The 17,134-nt window shown below is 59.5% G+C and carries 17 protein-coding genes; 8 read left to right on the top strand and 9 right to left on the bottom strand.

Going from position 1 to position 17,134, the window contains the following annotated elements:
- Nucleotides 1-183 precede the first annotated feature (183 nt).
- Together trmA and NQL71_RS17850 are read right to left on the bottom strand one after the other, a co-directional pair.
- Nucleotides 184-1,263: a tRNA (uridine(54)-C5)-methyltransferase TrmA gene (gene trmA / locus NQL71_RS17855; RefSeq protein WP_077185834.1), complete on the bottom strand. Its 1,080-nt coding sequence runs from the start codon at nt 1,261-1,263 to the stop codon at nt 184-186.
- The gene (locus NQL71_RS17850; RefSeq protein WP_046815752.1) at nt 1,260-2,555 is read right to left on the bottom strand and encodes an NCS2 family permease; all 1,296 of its coding nucleotides are present in this window, start codon (nt 2,553-2,555) and stop codon (nt 1,260-1,262) included. The genes trmA and NQL71_RS17850 overlap by 4 nt, the downstream gene beginning before the upstream one ends.
- 221 nt (nt 2,556-2,776) lie before the next feature.
- Here NQL71_RS17850 and NQL71_RS17845 point away from each other — a divergent pair, with 221 nt between their 5' ends.
- A complete protein-coding gene (locus NQL71_RS17845; protein WP_248687022.1) occupies nt 2,777-3,226 on the top strand; it encodes a DUF4879 domain-containing protein in 450 nt (149 codons plus the stop codon).
- Nucleotides 3,227-3,294: 68 nt separating this feature from the next.
- Nucleotides 3,295-3,846: a DJ-1 family glyoxalase III gene (locus tag NQL71_RS17840; RefSeq protein WP_008066096.1), complete on the top strand. Its 552-nt coding sequence runs from the start codon at nt 3,295-3,297 to the stop codon at nt 3,844-3,846.
- A gap of 6 nt (nt 3,847-3,852) precedes the next feature.
- Here the strand turns inward: NQL71_RS17840 and NQL71_RS17835 are convergent, their stop codons facing one another.
- From NQL71_RS17835 to NQL71_RS17825, 3 genes are all read right to left on the bottom strand, one after another.
- Nucleotides 3,853-4,140 (bottom strand): HigA family addiction module antitoxin, encoded by a 288-nt coding sequence (locus tag NQL71_RS17835; protein ID WP_046815750.1) that lies wholly within the window; start codon nt 4,138-4,140, stop codon nt 3,853-3,855.
- Between the two features lie 13 nt (nt 4,141-4,153).
- Nucleotides 4,154-4,432, bottom strand: a complete 279-nt coding sequence (locus NQL71_RS17830; protein WP_046815749.1) for a type II toxin-antitoxin system RelE/ParE family toxin — start codon at nt 4,430-4,432, stop codon at nt 4,154-4,156.
- Nucleotides 4,433-4,516: 84 nt separating this feature from the next.
- The gene (locus NQL71_RS17825) at nt 4,517-5,755 is read right to left on the bottom strand and encodes an MFS transporter (RefSeq protein WP_166618923.1); all 1,239 of its coding nucleotides are present in this window, start codon (nt 5,753-5,755) and stop codon (nt 4,517-4,519) included.
- 401 nt (nt 5,756-6,156) lie between these two features.
- On the opposite strand from NQL71_RS17825, the gene NQL71_RS17820 reads away from it, so the two are divergent.
- The 3 genes from NQL71_RS17820 (at nt 6,157) to NQL71_RS17810 (ending at nt 8,860) form a co-directional block, all read left to right on the top strand.
- Nucleotides 6,157-7,593, top strand: coding sequence for a cytochrome ubiquinol oxidase subunit I (locus NQL71_RS17820; RefSeq protein WP_046815747.1), 1,437 nt, complete (start codon nt 6,157-6,159; stop codon nt 7,591-7,593).
- Nucleotides 7,594-7,596: 3 nt separating this feature from the next.
- Complete coding sequence (cydB, locus tag NQL71_RS17815; RefSeq protein ID WP_046815746.1) at nt 7,597-8,604, top strand: cytochrome d ubiquinol oxidase subunit II; 1,008 nt, start codon at nt 7,597-7,599, stop codon at nt 8,602-8,604.
- Nucleotides 8,605-8,692: 88 nt separating this feature from the next.
- Nucleotides 8,693-8,860, top strand: coding sequence for a DUF2474 domain-containing protein (locus NQL71_RS17810; protein ID WP_077185835.1), 168 nt, complete (start codon nt 8,693-8,695; stop codon nt 8,858-8,860).
- Nucleotides 8,861-8,928: 68 nt separating this feature from the next.
- Here NQL71_RS17810 and NQL71_RS17805 read toward each other — a convergent pair whose 3' ends face one another.
- Together NQL71_RS17805 and NQL71_RS17800 are read right to left on the bottom strand one after the other, a co-directional pair.
- Nucleotides 8,929-10,053, bottom strand: coding sequence for a methyltransferase (locus NQL71_RS17805; protein WP_274643069.1), 1,125 nt, complete (start codon nt 10,051-10,053; stop codon nt 8,929-8,931).
- Between the two features lie 165 nt (nt 10,054-10,218).
- Nucleotides 10,219-10,950: a helix-turn-helix transcriptional regulator gene (locus tag NQL71_RS17800; protein WP_046815744.1), complete on the bottom strand. Its 732-nt coding sequence runs from the start codon at nt 10,948-10,950 to the stop codon at nt 10,219-10,221.
- Between the two features lie 341 nt (nt 10,951-11,291).
- Between NQL71_RS17800 and NQL71_RS17795 the strand changes: the two genes are divergently transcribed.
- Complete coding sequence (locus NQL71_RS17795) at nt 11,292-12,068, top strand: ferredoxin--NADP reductase (protein ID WP_046815743.1); 777 nt, start codon at nt 11,292-11,294, stop codon at nt 12,066-12,068.
- A gap of 33 nt (nt 12,069-12,101) precedes the next feature.
- On the opposite strand, the gene mscL is transcribed toward NQL71_RS17795, so the two are convergent.
- Complete coding sequence (mscL, locus tag NQL71_RS17790; protein ID WP_046815742.1) at nt 12,102-12,515, bottom strand: large-conductance mechanosensitive channel protein MscL; 414 nt, start codon at nt 12,513-12,515, stop codon at nt 12,102-12,104.
- A gap of 644 nt (nt 12,516-13,159) precedes the next feature.
- Here mscL and radA point away from each other — a divergent pair.
- Entirely contained in the window at nt 13,160-14,527 is a 1,368-nt protein-coding gene (gene radA, locus NQL71_RS17785) for a DNA repair protein RadA (protein ID WP_046815741.1), read from the top strand.
- Between the two features lie 8 nt (nt 14,528-14,535).
- Here radA and NQL71_RS17780 read toward each other — a convergent pair whose 3' ends face one another.
- Nucleotides 14,536-14,904 (bottom strand): PilZ domain-containing protein, encoded by a 369-nt coding sequence (locus tag NQL71_RS17780; protein WP_248686996.1) that lies wholly within the window; start codon nt 14,902-14,904, stop codon nt 14,536-14,538.
- A gap of 152 nt (nt 14,905-15,056) precedes the next feature.
- On the opposite strand from NQL71_RS17780, the gene NQL71_RS17775 reads away from it, so the two are divergent.
- The gene (locus tag NQL71_RS17775) at nt 15,057-17,123 is read left to right on the top strand and encodes a carbon starvation CstA family protein (RefSeq protein WP_077185839.1); all 2,067 of its coding nucleotides are present in this window, start codon (nt 15,057-15,059) and stop codon (nt 17,121-17,123) included.
- Nucleotides 17,124-17,134: the final 11 nt, after the last annotated feature.

Below are 17,134 nucleotides of genomic sequence, written 5' to 3'. Positions count from 1 at the left end.
ATGCCCGCACACAGATACCGTCAGCCTTACTTTTCGAGCGAGCGGGGAAGCAGCCTGCCTTTGGCCGCCGGCATGCGGCAGGCCTCCTTGCAAGACAGCCGTCCTTGCGACGGCTCGGCAGCGCTGCCAACGCCCACAAAAAAGCCGTCGTGATGACGGCTGATTTGTTTGTGCCCTCTGCAATCACCGGCGGGTCAACAACACCCCGGATTCCATGTGATGCGTCCACGGGAACTGGTCGAACATCGCGCATTGGGTGATGTGGTGGGTGTCGTGCAGCTGGGCAATGTTGGCCGCCAGGGTTTGCGGGTTGCAGGAAATGTAGAGGATGTTGTCGAAGCGGCGGGTCAACTCGCAGGTATCCGGGTCCATGCCGGCGCGGGGCGGGTCGACGAAGACGCTGCCGAATTCGTAGCTTTTCAGGTCGATGCCCTGCAGGCGACGGAACGGGCGCACTTCGTTCAAGGCTTCGGTCAGTTCTTCGGCGGACAAGCGCACCAGCGTGACGTTATCCACGGCGTTTTCGCTGAGGTTGCTCAAAGCCGCGTTAACCGAGGTCTTGCTGATTTCGGTGGCCAGCACTTTGCGCACGCGGGTCGCAAGCGGCAGGGTGAAGTTGCCGTTGCCGCAGTACAACTCCAGCAAATCGTCGGAGCGATCACCAAGCGCATCGTATGCCCAGTTGAGCATCTTCTGGTTCACGGTGCCGTTAGGCTGGGTGAATGCGCCTTCAGGCTGGCGATAGCTGAACGTGCGGCCGCCAACTTCCAGTTTCTCGACCACATAATCGTGACCGATGACTTCGCGCTTGCCCTTGGAGCGGCCGATGATGCTGACGTTCAGGTCGGCCGCCAGTTTGCTCGCCGCTGCATGCCAATGCTCGTCCAGCGGGCGGTGATAACACAAGGTGATCATCGCATCGCCGGCCAGGGTGGTCAGGAACTCCACCTGGAACAGCTTGTGACTCAGGGGCGCACTGGCTTGCCAGGCGGCCTTGAGCTGCGGCATCAACTGATTGATGCGCAGGCTGGCGATCGGGAATTCTTCGATCAGGATCGGCGTGCGTTTGTCTTCCTGGGAAAACATCGCGTAGTGGCGCTCACCGGCTTCGCGCCACAGGCGGAATTCGGCACGCAGGCGGAAGTTCTGCAGCGGCGAGTCGAAGACCACCGGCTCGGGTGCGTCGAACGGCGCCAGCAGGTCGCGCAGGCGCGTGACCTTGTCTTCGAGCTGGACGGTGTAGGCCTGGGAATCAAAAGTCATGCGTTGAACCAACCGAGCTTGATCACGAACAGAATCGACAGGATCACCAGCGCCGGGTTCAGCTCACGGCCACGACCGGACATCAGCTTGATGGCGGTCCAGGCAATGAAACCGAAGGCGATGCCATTGGCGATGGAATAAGTGAACGGCATGGCCAGCGCGGTGATTACCACCGGTGCGGCGACGGTGATGTCGTCCCAGTCTATTTCGGCCAGGCCGGATGTCATCAGCACGGCGACGAACAGCAGTGCCGGGGCCGTGGCGAACGCGGGAACACTGGCGGCCAGCGGCGAGAAGAACAGCGCCAACAGGAACAGGATCGCCACGACGACAGCGGTCAGGCCGGTACGGCCGCCCGCACTCACGCCTGCGGCGGATTCGATGTAGCTGGTCGTGGTCGAGGTGCCCAACAGGGAGCCGGCCATTGCGGCGGTACTGTCGGCGATCAGCGCACGGCCCATTTTTGGCATGTGACCGTCCTTGCCCATCAAGCCGGCGCGCTTGGCGACGCCGATCAGGGTGCCGGAATTGTCGAACAGGTCGACGAACAGGAAAGCGAAGATCACGCTGACCAGACCGATGTCCAGTGCGCCCTTGATGTCCAGTTGCAGGAAGGTCGGGGCCAGCGATGGTGGCATCGACACCACGCCACCGAACGGGGTGAAGCCCATGACGATGGAAGCGATGGTCACCACCAGAATGCCGATCAGCACCGCACCACGCACGGCGAGGGCTTCCAGGGCGACGATCAGGGCAAAACCGAGGGTGGCGAGGATCGGTGCCGGTTGCTTGAGGTCACCGAGGCCGACCATGGTCGCCGGGTTGCTGACCACGATACCGGCGTTGTGCAGGGCGATCAGCGCCAGGAACAGACCGATACCGGCGGCAATCGCCGAGCGCAGCGGCAGCGGAATACTGTTGATGATCCATTCCCGGATGCGGAAGATCGACAGCAGGAAGAAACACACCGCCGAGATGAATACCGCACCCAGCGCCACTTGCCAGGTATGGCCCATGTGCAGGACCACGGTGTAGGTGAAGAAGGCGTTCAGGCCCATGCCCGGCGCAAGCGCGATCGGGTAGTTGGCGATCAGGCCCATGGTGGTTGAGCCGATGGCCGCCGCCAGGCAGGTGGCGACGAACACCGCGCCCTTGTCCATGCCGGTCTCGCCGAGGATGCTCGGGTTGACGAACAGAATGTAGGCCATGGCCAAGAAAGTCGTGACGCCCGCCAGAATCTCGGTCCGCACGTTGGTGTTGTGTGCCTTGAGTTGAAACAGCCTTTCCAGCATGTCTGCTCCCCGTGGCGCGCCCGGCGCCGTGAATGTATCGACCTCAACAGCAAAGCACAGACCGCTGAACGCGCCTGGGAAATTACTGTGGGCCGGAAAAAGCCGCGCATCATACCAGCAGCGTGGGGTTATGGCTGCTTATGGCGGTGATCGTCGTCGATGTTTTGTGTTCAGTCCAAACCAGCCATACTGCGCGCTGGTTTTTTGCGGTGGCAATTTGGATGAAAAAGTGGCTGACGATCATGTCCGGTGTCTTGATGGCGTTGGCGCTGGCGGCACAATCCGCTTCAGCGGCATCGGCCCCCCCATTGACCCAGGTAAAAGTGCTCAAGGTCGAATCGCCAGGCTGTGGTTTTGAGACGATTGCGGAAGGACAGGCTCAGACCCGCTGCGACCACGCGGGCCCGAACATCAGGATCTATGTGCTGGAAGTGGGCTACGGCCGCAGCCAGCCCCATGTCACGCTCGATGGCTTCGAAGTGGACGGCACCCGCACGCCGGTGTGCGCTTATGAGAACGGCAACCTGACCGATTGCGCGCAAAGGACCAAGGTCGTCGGCAACCTGTACATTTTCAATCTGGCGGGTAAGCAGGAGGGTACGTTCACCTTCAGCAACACTTCGATCAACGCACCGGGCAACACGATGTCGACCCAGCTTTACATCAAGTAACGACAGGGGCTCGAACAAGCCTCAGGAAAGCTGACTACGCTTTAGGAACCATTCCGTGGATTGTTCCCATGACCTTTCGAGCTTTGATTACCCTCGCTGAGGGCGCCGATGACCTGCAGACTGTGACTTTGATCGATGTATTGCGCCGTGCCAAGGTCGAGGTGGTGGTCGCCAGCATCGAGGGGCGGCGCATGCTCACCTGTGCCCGAGGCACGCGCTTGACGTGCGATGCGATGCTGGTGGATTTGCTGGCCCAGCCATTCGATCTGATCGTCCTGCCTGGCGGTGCCGTAGGGACGCAACATCTGACCGCCCACCAACCCCTGCAACAACTGGTCAAGGACCAGGCCGCGGCGGGCCGCCTGTTCGCCGGCATCGCCGAAGCGCCCGCGGTAGCACTGCAAACCTTCGGCGTGCTGCGCCAGCGACGCATGACTTGCCTGCCGTCGGCCAGCCATCAACTGTCGGGTTGCAACTTCGTCGATCAACCGGTGGTGGTCGACGGCAATTGCATCACCGCCCAAGGCTCGGGTGGCGCCTTGGCATTTGCGCTGACGCTGGTGGAACAGCTGTGCGGTAAAGCCACGCGGGCGATGGTGGCGGGGGAGTTGTTGGTATAGACGGCGTCAGGCGTGAGCGGCGATGGGTTTGATGGGCGGTTGCTCACGGTGCTCCGCTTGCCACAGATCATAATCGGTCTGTACCCCTAACCACATGCGGGCCTTGCCGATCCCTGCGCGTTCCAAACGCACGGCCAAATCCGGACTGACTGGTGCATGTCCATGCAGCACCCGCGACAGATGCGGGCGCGCAAACCCAAGGTGCCGGGCGAGTTCCGCGACGCTGATACCCAGTTCAGGCAATACATCCATCAACAGTGTTTCACCAGGGTGCGGCGGGTTGTGCATGGGCATGTCCTGCCTCCTGTCAGTGATAATCGAGATAGTCGACCAGTTCGATATCCGATCCGGTAAATCGAAAAATGATCCGCCAGTTTCCGGAAACGGTCAGTGACCAGTACTCGGCCAACTCTCCCTTGAGTGGATGTAACCGCCACCCTGGAAGGTCGAGGTCGCCGGGTACCGCTGCGCGATCCATGAATTGCAGCATACGGCCCAGACGTTTCGCATGATCTGCGCGAATTCCCCGAGTCGAGCCTGTTTCATAGAAGCCACGAAGGCCTTTGTGCTGAAAGGATCTGATCATGGGGGAAGTGTAAGGCGATACATTACACTCTATGCGTTAACTATGTATTGCACCTGGTCGGCAAATTTGTGATCGGCAGCGGCCTCAAGCCTTCACCTCTTCCACCGGCACATGCATCCGGTCGCGGTTGGCCAGGGTCGGGAACAGTTTGATCCAGGTCCCGGTAACCACCAGCGTGCCGATACCGCCCATGACCACTGCCGGCACGGTGCCGAACCAGTGGGCGGTCAGGCCGGATTCGAATTCGCCCAATTGGTTTGAGGCCCCGATGAACAGACCATTCACGGCGCTCACCCGGCCGCGCATTTCGTCCGGGGTTTCCAGTTGCACGAAGGATGCGCGGATCACCATGCTGATCATGTCGGCCGCGCCCAGCACCACCAGCACGGCCAACGAAAACCAGAACGAGGTCGACAGGCCGAAGGCGATCGTTGCCACGCCGAACACACCCACGGCGGTGAACATCACCCGTCCGACATTGCGCTCCACGGCAAAGCGCGCCAGGAACAGCGACATCAGCAACGCACCCACCGCCGGTGCCGATCGCAACAGGCCCAGCCCCCAAGGCCCGGTCAGCAGAATGTCCTTGGCAAACACTGGCAGCAACGCCGTCGCCCCCCCTAGCAGGACAGCGAACAGATCCAGGGAAATGGCCCCGAGAATGTCCGGGCGGCTGCGGATGAAACGGATGCCCGCCAACAGTGAGTCCAGGGTGGCCTTGCCCTTGTTCAGGGGCGTTTGCCGGGCGGGCAGGTTAAGCATCAGTGTGCAGGCGATGATGTACAGGATCACCGTCGGGCCATACACCCAGAAGCTGCCGAAGGCGTAGAGCAAGCCACCGAGGGCTGGCGCGACGATGGTCGCCGATTGCTGGGCTGACTGCGCGGCGGCCACGGCCCGGGGAAACAGTGCGCTGGGCACGATGCTCGGCAGCAAGGCTTGAGTGGTGGGCATTTCGAACGAGCGCGCGGCGCCGAGCAGGAACGCGAGGATGAAGATCATTTCCCGGGTGACATGGTCTGTCGCGCTGCCGATGGCCAGCGACAGGGCGATCAGCGCTTGCAGCGACTGGCAGATGGCCGCGACCTTGCGTCGGTCGTAGCGATCGGCGACATGCCCGGTGTGCAGCATGAACAGCACGCGCGGAGCGAACTCCACGAGCCCGACCAGGCCCAGGTCGAGCACGTTGCCGGTCAGTTGGTAGAGGTTCCAGCCGATGGCCACGGTGAGCATCTGGAAACCGCTGGCGGTAAACACCCGGGCCAGCCAGAAGGCGATGAAAGGGCGATGGCGACGTAACAGCAAGGGCTCTTGGCTGGGCATTTGAAGGCAAGTCTGGGGAGGGAAAGGGCGAGATTATCACCAAGCTGTAACAGGAAGTTGCGAGGCGGGAAAATTTCGTTAGCCAAGCATCGATTTCACTGGCTGATGGCCCACTTCCTTCCGGTGATTCCGTTTCAACCTGTGACTGAAACCGTGAGGCAACTTGTCACGCGGCAAAAGGCCACGCGGTTCATCCGCGCAAATGGGACTACTCTTTCATCGTTGATTGATCCAGATCAAGACCGGCAAAAGGAATTGATCCGGCGGCCGTGAGGCCAGACTCCCTGCGTTGTGATGCGTACAAAAAAAGAACAAACAGAGATTCGCCACACTCCATATCCGTGGGGGCCGTGGGTGCAGGCTTCGAGCCCGCAGCCGTACTACCTGACAGAGGAAGACTTATGTTCGGTTTAGAGGCACTTGATCTCGCCCGAATTCAGTTCGCGTTTACCATCTCGTTCCACATCCTGTTTCCAGCCATCACCATCGGCCTGGCGAGTTACCTGGCGGTGCTCGAAGGCTTGTGGCTGAAAACCCATAACGACACCTACCGAGACCTTTACCATTTCTGGTCGAAGATCTTTGCCGTCAACTTCGGCATGGGGGTGGTCTCAGGCCTGGTCATGGCCTATCAGTTCGGCACCAACTGGAGCCGCTTCTCGGACTTCGCCGGCTCGGTCACCGGTCCGTTGCTGACCTATGAAGTGCTCACGGCATTCTTCCTCGAAGCCGGCTTCCTCGGCGTCATGCTGTTCGGCTGGAACAAGGTTGGGCGCGGCCTGCACTTCTTTTCCACGGTCATGGTGGCCATTGGCACGCTGATCTCGACCTTCTGGATCCTCGCCTCCAACAGCTGGATGCAAACGCCCCAGGGCTTTGAAATCATCAACGGCCAGGTCATTCCCACCGACTGGCTGGCGGTGATCTTCAACCCGTCGTTCCCGTACCGCCTGATGCACATGGCGACGGCGGCGTTTGTCGCCACGGCGTTCTTCGTTGGCTCCTCGGCAGCCTGGCATCTGCTGCGCGGCAAGGATAACCCGGCCATTCGCAAGATGCTGTCGATGGCAATGTGGATGGCCTTGATCGTCGCGCCGATCCAAGCCGTCATCGGCGACTTCCATGGCCTCAATACACTGGAACACCAGCCGGCCAAGATCGCCGCGATCGAAGGCCACTGGGAAAACAAAGGCGACGAGGCGACGCCACTGATCCTGTTCGGCTGGCCGGACATGAAAGAAGAGAAAACCAGGTTCGCCGTCGAGATCCCGTACCTGGGCAGCCTGATCCTGACCCACTCGCTGGACAAGCAAGTGCCGGCGCTCAAGGAGTTCCCGCCCGAGGATCGGCCCAACTCGACCATTGTGTTCTGGTCGTTCCGGATCATGGTCGGCCTCGGATTCCTGATGATCTTCACCGGCCTGTGGAGCCTGTGGCTGCGCAAGCGCGACGGGCTGTACACCTCACGGCCTTTCCTCTACCTGGCATTGTGGATGGGGCCGTCCGGGCTGATCGCGATCCTCGCCGGTTGGTTCACCACTGAAATCGGTCGTCAGCCCTGGGTGGTCTACGGCCTGATGCGCACGGCGGATGCATCCTCCAACCATAGCTTCATGCAGATGAGCATCACCTTGATCCTGTTCGTGGTGGTGTACTTCGCACTCTTCGGTGCCGGCCTCGGCTACATGATGCGCCTGGTGCGCAAAGGGCCGAAGATCGACGAAGGCAAGGAAACCAACGAAGGCGGCCCCGGCCAGAAACGCACCCCGGCGCGTCCTTTGTCCGCCGCCGACGATGAACCCGCGGATGCCGACCACATCGTGACCAAGGAGATTTGAATCATGGGTATTGATCTTCCGCTGATCTGGGCCGTGATCATCATCTTCGGCATCATGATGTACGTGGTCATGGATGGCTTCGACCTCGGTATCGGCATTCTCTTTCCGTTCATTCCCGGCAAGACCGACCGCGATGTGATGATGAACACCGTGGCCCCGGTCTGGGACGGCAACGAGACGTGGCTGGTGCTGGGCGGTGCGGCGTTGTTCGGGGCTTTCCCGCTGGCCTATTCGGTGGTGCTCTCAGCCTTGTATCTGCCGCTGATTTTCATGCTCGTCGGGCTGATTTTCCGCGGCGTGGCGTTCGAGTTCCGCTTCAAGGCCAAGGATGACAAGCGTCACTTGTGGGACAAGGCCTTCATCGGCGGTTCGATTGCGGCAACGTTTTTCCAGGGCGTGGCGCTGGGGGCGTTCATCGATGGCTTGCCGGTGGTCGATCGGCAGTTTGCCGGCGGCTCGCTGGATTGGCTGACACCCTTCACAATGTTCTGCGGCGCGGCGCTGGTCGTGGCGTACGCATTACTCGGTTGCACCTGGCTGATCATGAAGACCGAAGGCAAGTTGCAGGAGCAGATGCACGACCTGGCGCGACCCTTGGCGTTCGTGTTGTTGGCGGTGATCGGTATCGTCAGCATCTGGACACCTCTGGCCCACGCCGAGATCGCAGCCCGCTGGTTCACCTTGCCGAACCTGTTCTGGTTCCTGCCGGTGCCGATCCTGGTGTTGGTGACGTTGTATGGCTTGATGCGTGCCGTGGCCCGCAATGCGCACTACACGCCATTCCTGCTGACATTGGTGCTGATCTTCCTCGGTTACAGCGGCCTGGGGATCAGCCTGTGGCCGAACATCGTGCCGCCGTCGATCTCGATCTGGGACGCCGCCGCGCCCCCGCAAAGCCAAGGATTCATGCTGGTAGGGACGCTGTTCATCATCCCGTTCATCCTGGGTTATACCTTCTGGAGCTATTACGTGTTCCGCGGCAAGGTCACCCACGAGGATGGTTATCACTAGGACTCCTGTGGGCGCCAGCCGACTAAGGGCGGCGTTGCGACGATGGCGTCATTACCGGCGCCATCCAACCTTGATTGGAGGATGTGTCATGCCCGGCAAACACTCCCTGCACGACATTGAAGAAGCTGAGAAAAAACCGCTGTGGCAACGGATCGGCTGGTTGGCCTTGATCTGGGCTGGCAGCGTCGGTGCGCTGTTCATCGTGGCCAGCCTGATGCGGATGTTCATGAATGCCGCAGGCCTTACCACTCACTGACAGAATCGAAATCCAGCCTTTGGCATAAAAAAAACCCTCCATCTGGAGGGTTTTTTTTTTCTTGCGTGTTACTTACGCGCTTTGAGAATCACGAATTTAGGCGTGGCCGCCACTTGCTCGACCCCGCGGAACAAACGCGCCAACTTGCTGTGATAGCCCAGATGACGGTTGCCGACGATGTACAGCGCACCGCCCACCACCAGCGCCTCCCGGGCTTGCTGGAACATCCGCCAGGCGAGGAAGTCGCCGACCACCTGTTGTTGGTGAAACGGTGGATTGCACAGCACGACATCCAGCGATTGCGGTTCCTGCCCGGCCAGGCCATCGCCCGCCCGTACGATCACCTCCCGCTCGCCCAGCGTGGCGCGCCAGTTTTCGGCGGCCGATTGCACCGCCATGAAAGACTCATCTACCAGCGTGTAGCGGGCTTCGGGGTTTTGCAGGGCACTGGCAATCGCCAGCACGCCGTTACCGCAACCGAGATCGGCGACCCTGGCGCCGCCGAGGTTCTTGGGCAGGTGCGGCAAGAAGGCTCGCGTGCCGATGTCCAGACCTTCCCGGCAGAACACGTTGGCGTGATTGAGCAGCTCGATCGCCGGTTCATCGAGTCGATAGCGGGTCGGGTAGGGGGACGCGACGCCAGCCTTGGCTTGAGCCGTGGCGATCAGCAACCGGGCTTTTTTTACCGCCAATGAGGCCTGCACCGGGCCGACATAACGCTCAAGCAGATCGCCTGCAGCGCGCGGCAGATGCTTGACCATTGCCCCGGCAATCACCTGGGCACCGGGAGCCAATTGGCCCTGCAGACGGATCAGCTGTTCTTCCAGCAATGCCAATGTCTTTGGCACCCGGATCAGCACCCGGTCGAACGGCCCCGCGAAGGATTCGCTGGCCGGTACGTAGGGCACGGCGTCAAACGCCTGGCCATTGCGGACCAGATTCTTTTCCAACCCCTGCAAGGCCAGGAATGAATCGCCACTGCTGGTCACATTGACCTTGCCTGCCAGGCTGACGGCCAATGCGCCAAAACTGTCGTTGAGCACCAGCACCCGCGTGTCCACCGTGGGCCGCTGTTCAGCCAGGTGATTGAGCAGGTACTCATCTGCAGCGTCAAAGGCTTGCAGCGGTTCGTTCTGCTGTTCGGGCTGGCGGATCAGGTCGAGCTGGGCGAACGGGGTTTCGAGCAAGGGCATCGGGCAGGAGGCTCTGATAGATGGACGAGGATGTTCCGCGGCCCTGGGGCGTTGTTGCGGGCGGGACCGTCCGAGTGAAATGCTGCATGATGTTTTACACGTCATCACTCGAGAGGGATGCAAATGGTACGATTTTTTCTTTTGGATTACTCGCAGGTTTTGTGATCAGCGCAGCGCGTCGCTCCCCAGATAACCGCCTTTTACCGCGGCAATGACGGCCGAAATCTTGTTGTTGACGCCCAGTTTCTCGATCGCACTCTGCACATGGAAATTGACGGTGCGGGCACTGAGATTGAGAATCCTGGCGCTCTCGTAGGCCGTCTTGCCATCGGCTGCGAGTTTCAGCACGTCGACTTCCCGCAGCGACAGATGCGGCGAAGCCAATTTTGCCGGGTGCTTTGGCAGTGATCGTACGGCCAGTGCATGCAGGTGCTGTCCCATGAAGACGGAGAAACCGAGATTCTCGTACAGCTCGAACGAGCTGATCGGACAATGGCTCCTGGCCAGGCTCAGGATGCTGCACAGACCGCTTTCGTCGTCATGCACCGATTGCGACCAGCCATGCTGGAATCCCTGTGTTTCCAGCGCGTCCCACATCGAAGGGACTTTGCAAAAGAGCTCTTCACTCCAGAGCACCGGCAGCATTGTTTGATTGCAATGTGCCACTATCGGATCGATGTCCCTGAACTTTTTTTGTTCATATTCGTTGTTCCAGCTTGCAGGGTAATTGTTGAGTCTAAGTGTATTCAATTGCTCCGGTCTGATTTTGTAAGCGACTGAAAATTCGAAAAATTTATATCCGATATTTTTCGCGAAACGCAGCGCTACCTGATAGGCGGTATCAATCTCCTTGGCGCTGGCTAACTGGCTGAGTTGTAATTCCTTCCACCTTTCCATCTTTGAGCTCCAATTTATATTGGCTCCGACGTGTATGGATCCAATGTCCAGTACGCACGGATTGTAGGATGTTTCATACACGGGGGTGAGAATTTTTTGTTTTATTTGAATTTATAAAACGGGTTTATGGTTCTAATGTGGTTGAGTTAAAAGCAGGTATTAAATGTCGATTTTAATATGATTGTCGGTATTGTTATCGGGGTAACTGATTAGTTAAAAGGGTGTGAGAAGGTTGGGAGTGTCAGGCATTCGATTATGATCGCTAAAGACACTACAAATCACCGGTGTTTATGGGGTTCGCTTTGCGAGACACTGCGGTCATGTGTTGAAGGGAGCACCCCATGACCGCCAGTGAAGAGAAATTTACCCGCCAGACCTTGCTCGACGTCCAACCGTTGACGCCGAACCTGTTCACCCTGCGCACCACGAGGGATGCAGGCTTTCGCTTTCGCGCAGGGCAATTTGCCCGGCTGGGTGTAGTCAAGGCGGACGGCAGTACGGTGTGGCGTGCCTATTCCATGGTGTCTTCACCCTACGACGAGTTTCTCGAGTTCTTTTCCATCGTCGTGCCTGGCGGCGAATTCACCAGCGAGCTAAGCCGGCTGGGTGTTGGCGACACGCTGCTGGTCGATCGGCAGGCGTATGGCTACCTGACACTCGACCGCTTCGTCGACGGCCGTGATTTGTGGCTGTTATCCACCGGTACAGGCCTGGCACCTTTTCTATCGATTTTGCAGGACTTCGAGGTCTGGGAAAAATTCGAGCGGATCATCCTGGTGTATAGCGTCCGCGAGTCCAGGGAGCTGGCTTATCAGGCGCTGATTGCCGGATTGGCGCAGCGCGACTATTTGCAGGCGTTTGGCCACAAGTTGCAGCTCATCAACACCGTGACTCGCGAGCGGCACCCCGGCGCGCTGAACGGACGGATCACCACCCTGATTGAAAATGGCGAGCTGGAGCGGGCGGCTGGCGTGGCGCTGACCCCTGAGCATTCGCGAGTGATGCTGTGCGGAAACCCGCAGATGATCGATGACACGCGCAAATTGCTCAAGCAGCGAGACATGCACTTGAGCCTCAGCCGGCGGCCCGGTCAGGTGGCTGTGGAGAACTTCTGGTGAAACAAAAACGGCGCCATGGAGGCGCCGTTTGATTCAGGGTCGAGTGTTCTGGGCCTTGAGCAAGTCGCGAATCTCACCGAGCAACACCTCTTCCTTGGTCGGAACCGGCGGCAGGGTCGGTGCGGCGGCTTCTTCGCGCTTGAGGCGGTTGATGGCCTTGACGCCCATGAAAATCGCGAACGCTACGATGACGAAATCAATCAGGGTCTGAATGAATTTACCGTACGCCAGGACCACCGCCGGGACATCGCCCTGGGCGGCCTTGAGCGTAATGGCCAGGTCACTGAAGTCCACCCCGCCGATCAGCAAGCCGATTGGGGGCATGATCACATCGCCGACAAACGACGTCACGATCTTGCCGAAAGCCGCGCCGATGATGATACCGACGGCCATGTCGATCACATTGCCTTTGACGGCGAAGGCCTTGAACTCGCTTATCACGCCCATAGGTCATTTCCTTGTTACAGATGAGGTTGGTGAACGCAGTGTAAATCAGCAAATCGCATCCTGCCCGATACGACTGCGTGTGGGGTTCGCTTGCAATCGACTGATCCTGCGGTGAAAAGTTTACAAAATGACTCACTTCTCGGCGACAACTTTGCCTCGCAGCGGCGTCTTGACCCTTGGCAAGGGAGCAATTGGCAGGCGAGAAAACACTACGGATTGCACGCTGTGATTTGAGCGTTTACACCGTCGGCCAGTAATCATTCCAGCAGGTTGTCCTGGATTTTTATTGGTCAGTGTTGTCGATCTATCATTCAACGCTGTTGCCATGCGAATTGGTGTTTTTTATTTGTATGACTTTTTAGAAAAGGGCTTTTGTTATACGCATGGCGAGTTGTTGGTTAATTTCCGTATAGGTTTTTTTCAATGGGCGTTTGCGATGGTTGGGTAGTTGGTCCATTGGTGTACAAATAATTATCAAGGTGCTGGTGGATATTGTATGGGTAGTTCGTGAGTTTTTGTTTAAGTTCTGTTGGGTGATGTTTGAAGTGTCAGATGTGACTCGTTACTCCAGATTAATGGCATCAATCGCGAGGTACCAAGACAGCTGACCTGAGCTATCATCGCGGTTTTTGCCGGGAGTTCCGATGGCCAAGGCCAAGCGCATGTACGGCTGCACCGAGTGCGGCTCAACCTTTCCCAAGTGGGCCGGACAATGTGGCGAGTGCGGCGCCTGGAACACGCTCACTGAAACCATGGTGGAAAGCGGCGGCGCAGCGGCGCCCAGCGGTCGCACCGGCTGGACCGGCCAGCAGGCGCAAATCAAGACCCTGGCTGAGGTCAGTGTCGAGGAAGTCCCGCGTTTCTCCACGGCTTCCGGTGAGCTTGACCGGGTGCTGGGTGGCGGCCTGGTGGACGGCTCGGTGGTGCTGATTGGCGGTGATCCCGGTATCGGCAAATCCACCATTCTGCTGCAAACCCTGTGCAATCTCGCCAAGAGCATGCCGGCGCTGTATGTCACCGGTGAAGAGTCGCAGCAACAGGTCGCCATGCGTGCCCGACGCCTGGGGCTGCCCCAGGATCAGTTGCGGGTCATGACCGAGACCTGCATAGAAACCATCATTGCCACCGCCCGGCTGGAAAAACCCCGGGTCATGGTGATCGACTCGATCCAGACGATTTTCACCGAGCAACTGCAATCGGCGCCGGGTGGCGTGTCCCAGGTTCGCGAAAGCGCGGCACTGTTGGTGCGATACGCCAAGCAGAGTGGCACCGCGATTTTCCTTGTGGGACATGTGACCAAGGAAGGCGCGCTGGCGGGGCCTAGGGTGCTGGAGCACATGGTCGACACCGTATTGTATTTCGAAGGCGAATCAGACGGGCGCCTGCGCCTGTTGCGGGCGGTAAAGAATCGTTTCGGCGCGGTCAACGAACTGGGCGTGTTCGGCATGACCGACAAGGGCCTGAAAGAAGTCTCCAACCCTTCGGCCATTTTCCTGACCCGTGCACAGGAAGAAGTCCCCGGCAGCGTGGTCATGGCGACATGGGAAGGCACACGGCCGATGCTGGTGGAAGTCCAGGCGCTGGTGGATGACAGTCACCTGGCCAATCCGCGCCGGGTGACGCTGGGGCTGGACCAGAACCGGCTGGCGATGTTGTTGGCTGTCTTGCACCGGCATGGGGGCATTCCCACCCACGATCAGGACGTGTTTCTCAACGTGGTTGGTGGGGTGAAAGTACTGGAAACAGCCTCTGACCTGGCCTTGATGGCGGCTGTCATGTCGAGTTTGCGTAACCGGCCGCTGCCCCATGATCTGCTGGTGTTTGGAGAGGTCGGTCTGTCCGGGGAGGTGCGCCCGGTGCCAAGCGGCCAGGAGCGCTTGAAAGAAGCAGCCAAGCACGGCTTCAAGCGGGCGATCGTGCCCAAGGGTAATGCGCCGAAAGAGGCGCCGCCGGGGTTGCAGATCATCGCGGTGACGCGCCTGGAACAGGCCCTCGACGCTCTCTTCGAATAACTCCGGGTTCAGATTTCGATGAGGGCGCCCAGCTCCCGTTCAAGCTCCTGCGGATCTCCCAGGTTCAACTCAATCAATCGCCGCAGGCTTTCAATGGATTCCAGGCTGATATGCCTGCACTCGAAGCCGAGCTGCCCGTTGTCTTCGTGGGCCAACTGCACATCCATGTCGATATCGACGCCTTCGCTCAGATGAATGTGGACAAAAAAATCCTTCTGCGGATCCCCCAGCCAGGGTTCCGGTCGCTCGATCAGCAAGCCCTTGAGCGACAGGTCGATCAGTTTCACCGGCCAGATGAACGCCTCCTGGCCCAGCTCGGTTCTGACATCGAACGCAATACGTTTGAAGCGGCGACGTTCGGCAGGGCGCTCGGTCATTGGCACGATCCTCGGAAATGTACGCTGACTATAGACCGCCATCGCGAAACGCTGCCAGGCGTCCAGACCGTTGTCAGGGTATGGCCTTTGCTGTCAGGCGAGCTAAACTCGAGGTGGTTGTCTTTCTTGTCCACTCTGGCTGGAATAATAAAATGAAAAATAATAATAGCCCGCTACGCCACTTACCCTGGCTGCTGCTGGCAATCGTTGGGGCGTGCGCCCTTGGCGTCGTGGCACTGCGCCGAGGTGAAGCGATCAACGCGTTGTGGATTGTGGTCGCCGCCGTGGCCATCTATCTCGTTGCGTATCGTTACTACAGTCTGTTCATCGCCAATAATGTCATGCAACTCGATGCGCGACGGGCTACCCCCGCCGTGCTCAACAATGACGGTCTGGATTATGTCCCGACCAACAAGCATATCCTCTTCGGTCACCACTTCGCGGCCATCGCCGGCGCAGGGCCCCTGGTCGGTCCGGTACTGGCGGCGCAGATGGGCTACCTGCCCGGCACGCTGTGGCTGATTGCCGGCGTGGTGCTGGCCGGTGCCGTGCAGGACTTCATGGTCCTGTTCATGTCCACCCGCCGCAACGGCCGTTCGCTGGGCGACATGGTCCGTGAGGAAATGGGCCGCATTCCCGGCACCATCGCGCTGTTCGGCTGCTTCCTGATCATGATCATCATCCTTGCGGTGCTGGCGCTGATCGTGGTCAAGGCCCTGGCCGAGAGCCCATGGGGGATCTTCACGGTGATGGCGACCATCCCGATCGCGATGTTCATGGGCATCTACATGCGCTACATCCGCCCGGGCCGTATCGGTGAAATCTCGGTGATCGGCGTGCTGTTGCTGCTGGGTTCCATCTGGCTCGGCGGGCAGATTGCCGCTGATCCGGTGTGGGCCAAGGCCTTCAGCTTCACCGGTATCCAGATCACCTGGATGCTGGTCGGCTATGGCTTTGTCGCCGCGGTGTTGCCGGTGTGGCTGATCCTGGCGCCCCGTGACTACCTCTCGACTTTCCTGAAGATCGGCACCATCGTCGCACTGGCCATCGGCATCCTGGTGACCATGCCCGAGCTGAAAATGCCGGCGCTGACCCAATTCGTCGACGGCACTGGCCCCGTGTGGAAGGGCGGGCTGTTTCCGTTCCTGTTCATCACCATCGCCTGTGGCGCGGTCTCGGGTTTCCACGCACTGATTTCCTCCGGCACCACGCCGAAACTGCTGGATAACGAGGTCAATGCCCGTTACATCGGTTACGGCGCCATGTTGATGGAGTCCTTCGTGGCGATCATGGCCATGGTCGCGGCGTCGGTGATCGAGCCAGGCGTGTACTTCGCGATGAACAGCCCGGCCGCCGTCGTTGGCGGTGATGTGGTGGCGGTGGCGACCGCAGTCAGCAACTGGGGCTTTGCAATCACCCCGGAAGCGCTGCAGGCGGTGGCCCACGACATCGGTGAAACCACCATCCTGGCCCGTGCCGGCGGTGCACCGACCCTGGCGGTCGGTATCGCGCAGATCCTGCACAGTGTGCTGCCGGGTGAAAACACCATGGCGTTCTGGTACCACTTCGCGATTCTGTTCGAAGCGCTGTTCATCCTGACCGCGGTGGACGCCGGCACCCGTGCCGGGCGTTTCATGCTGCAGGACTTGCTCGGCTCGTTCGTGCCATCGCTCAAGCGCACCGAATCCTGGACCGCCAACCTGATCGCCACTGCCGGCTGCGTGACCATGTGGGGCTGGTTGCTGTATCAGGGTGTGATCGATCCGTTGGGTGGTATCAATACCCTGTGGCCGCTGTTCGGTATTTCCAACCAGATGCTGGCCGGTATCGCGCTGATGCTCGGCACCGTGGTGCTGATCAAGATGAAACGCCAGCGTTATGTCTGGGTCACCCTGTTGCCGGCGTTGTGGCTGCTGATCTGCACCACGACTGCGGGCTTCATCAAGCTGTTCGACGCCAACCCGGCGATCGGCTTCCTGTCGCTGGCGAAAAAATACAGCGATGCCTTGGCCAACGGCCAGATCCTCGCCCCGGCCAAGGACATCACCCAGATGCAGCACGTGATCTTCAATGCCTACACCAACGCCACGCTGACTGCGCTGTTCCTGTTCGTGGTGTTCAGCATCCTGTTCTATGCACTCAAGGTCGGTATTGCCGCCTGGGGTACAAAAGATCGTACGGACAAAGAATCGCCTTTCCAGGTGCTGCCGGATGCGTAACCAGAGGATTG

The sequence above is a fragment of the Pseudomonas serbica genome, assembly GCF_028823535.1.
Taxonomy (GTDB): Bacteria; Pseudomonadota; Gammaproteobacteria; order Pseudomonadales; family Pseudomonadaceae; genus Aquipseudomonas; species Aquipseudomonas serbica.
Note: the sequence above shows the minus strand (reverse complement) of the source record. Positions and strands in the feature narration are given on the sequence as shown.

Bases quoted from the DNA above. Each gene is read 5' to 3' on its own strand.
- trmA (WP_077185834.1), bottom strand. From the start codon at position 1,263: ATGACTTTTGATTCCCAGGCCTACACCGTCCAGCTCGAAGACAAGGTC.
- NQL71_RS17825 (WP_166618923.1), bottom strand. From the start codon at position 5,755: ATGCCCAGCCAAGAGCCCTTGCTGTTACGTCGCCATCGCCCTTTCATC.
- NQL71_RS17830 (WP_046815749.1), bottom strand. From the start codon at position 4,432: ATGATCAGATCCTTTCAGCACAAAGGCCTTCGTGGCTTCTATGAAACA.
- mscL (WP_046815742.1), bottom strand. From the start codon at position 12,515: ATGGGCGTGATAAGCGAGTTCAAGGCCTTCGCCGTCAAAGGCAATGTG.
- cydB (WP_046815746.1), top strand. From the start codon at position 7,597: ATGGGTATTGATCTTCCGCTGATCTGGGCCGTGATCATCATCTTCGGC.
- radA (WP_046815741.1), top strand. From the start codon at position 13,160: ATGGCCAAGGCCAAGCGCATGTACGGCTGCACCGAGTGCGGCTCAACC.
- NQL71_RS17775 (WP_077185839.1), top strand. From the start codon at position 15,057: ATGAAAAATAATAATAGCCCGCTACGCCACTTACCCTGGCTGCTGCTG.
- NQL71_RS17805 (WP_274643069.1), bottom strand. From the start codon at position 10,053: ATGCCCTTGCTCGAAACCCCGTTCGCCCAGCTCGACCTGATCCGCCAG.
- NQL71_RS17810 (WP_077185835.1), top strand. From the start codon at position 8,693: ATGCCCGGCAAACACTCCCTGCACGACATTGAAGAAGCTGAGAAAAAA.
- NQL71_RS17800 (WP_046815744.1), bottom strand. From the start codon at position 10,950: ATGGAAAGGTGGAAGGAATTACAACTCAGCCAGTTAGCCAGCGCCAAG.
- NQL71_RS17795 (WP_046815743.1), top strand. From the start codon at position 11,292: ATGACCGCCAGTGAAGAGAAATTTACCCGCCAGACCTTGCTCGACGTC.
- NQL71_RS17845 (WP_248687022.1), top strand. From the start codon at position 2,777: ATGAAAAAGTGGCTGACGATCATGTCCGGTGTCTTGATGGCGTTGGCG.
- NQL71_RS17835 (WP_046815750.1), bottom strand. From the start codon at position 4,140: ATGCCCATGCACAACCCGCCGCACCCTGGTGAAACACTGTTGATGGAT.
- NQL71_RS17780 (WP_248686996.1), bottom strand. From the start codon at position 14,904: ATGACCGAGCGCCCTGCCGAACGTCGCCGCTTCAAACGTATTGCGTTC.
- NQL71_RS17850 (WP_046815752.1), bottom strand. From the start codon at position 2,555: ATGCTGGAAAGGCTGTTTCAACTCAAGGCACACAACACCAACGTGCGG.
- NQL71_RS17820 (WP_046815747.1), top strand. From the start codon at position 6,157: ATGTTCGGTTTAGAGGCACTTGATCTCGCCCGAATTCAGTTCGCGTTT.
- NQL71_RS17840 (WP_008066096.1), top strand. From the start codon at position 3,295: ATGACCTTTCGAGCTTTGATTACCCTCGCTGAGGGCGCCGATGACCTG.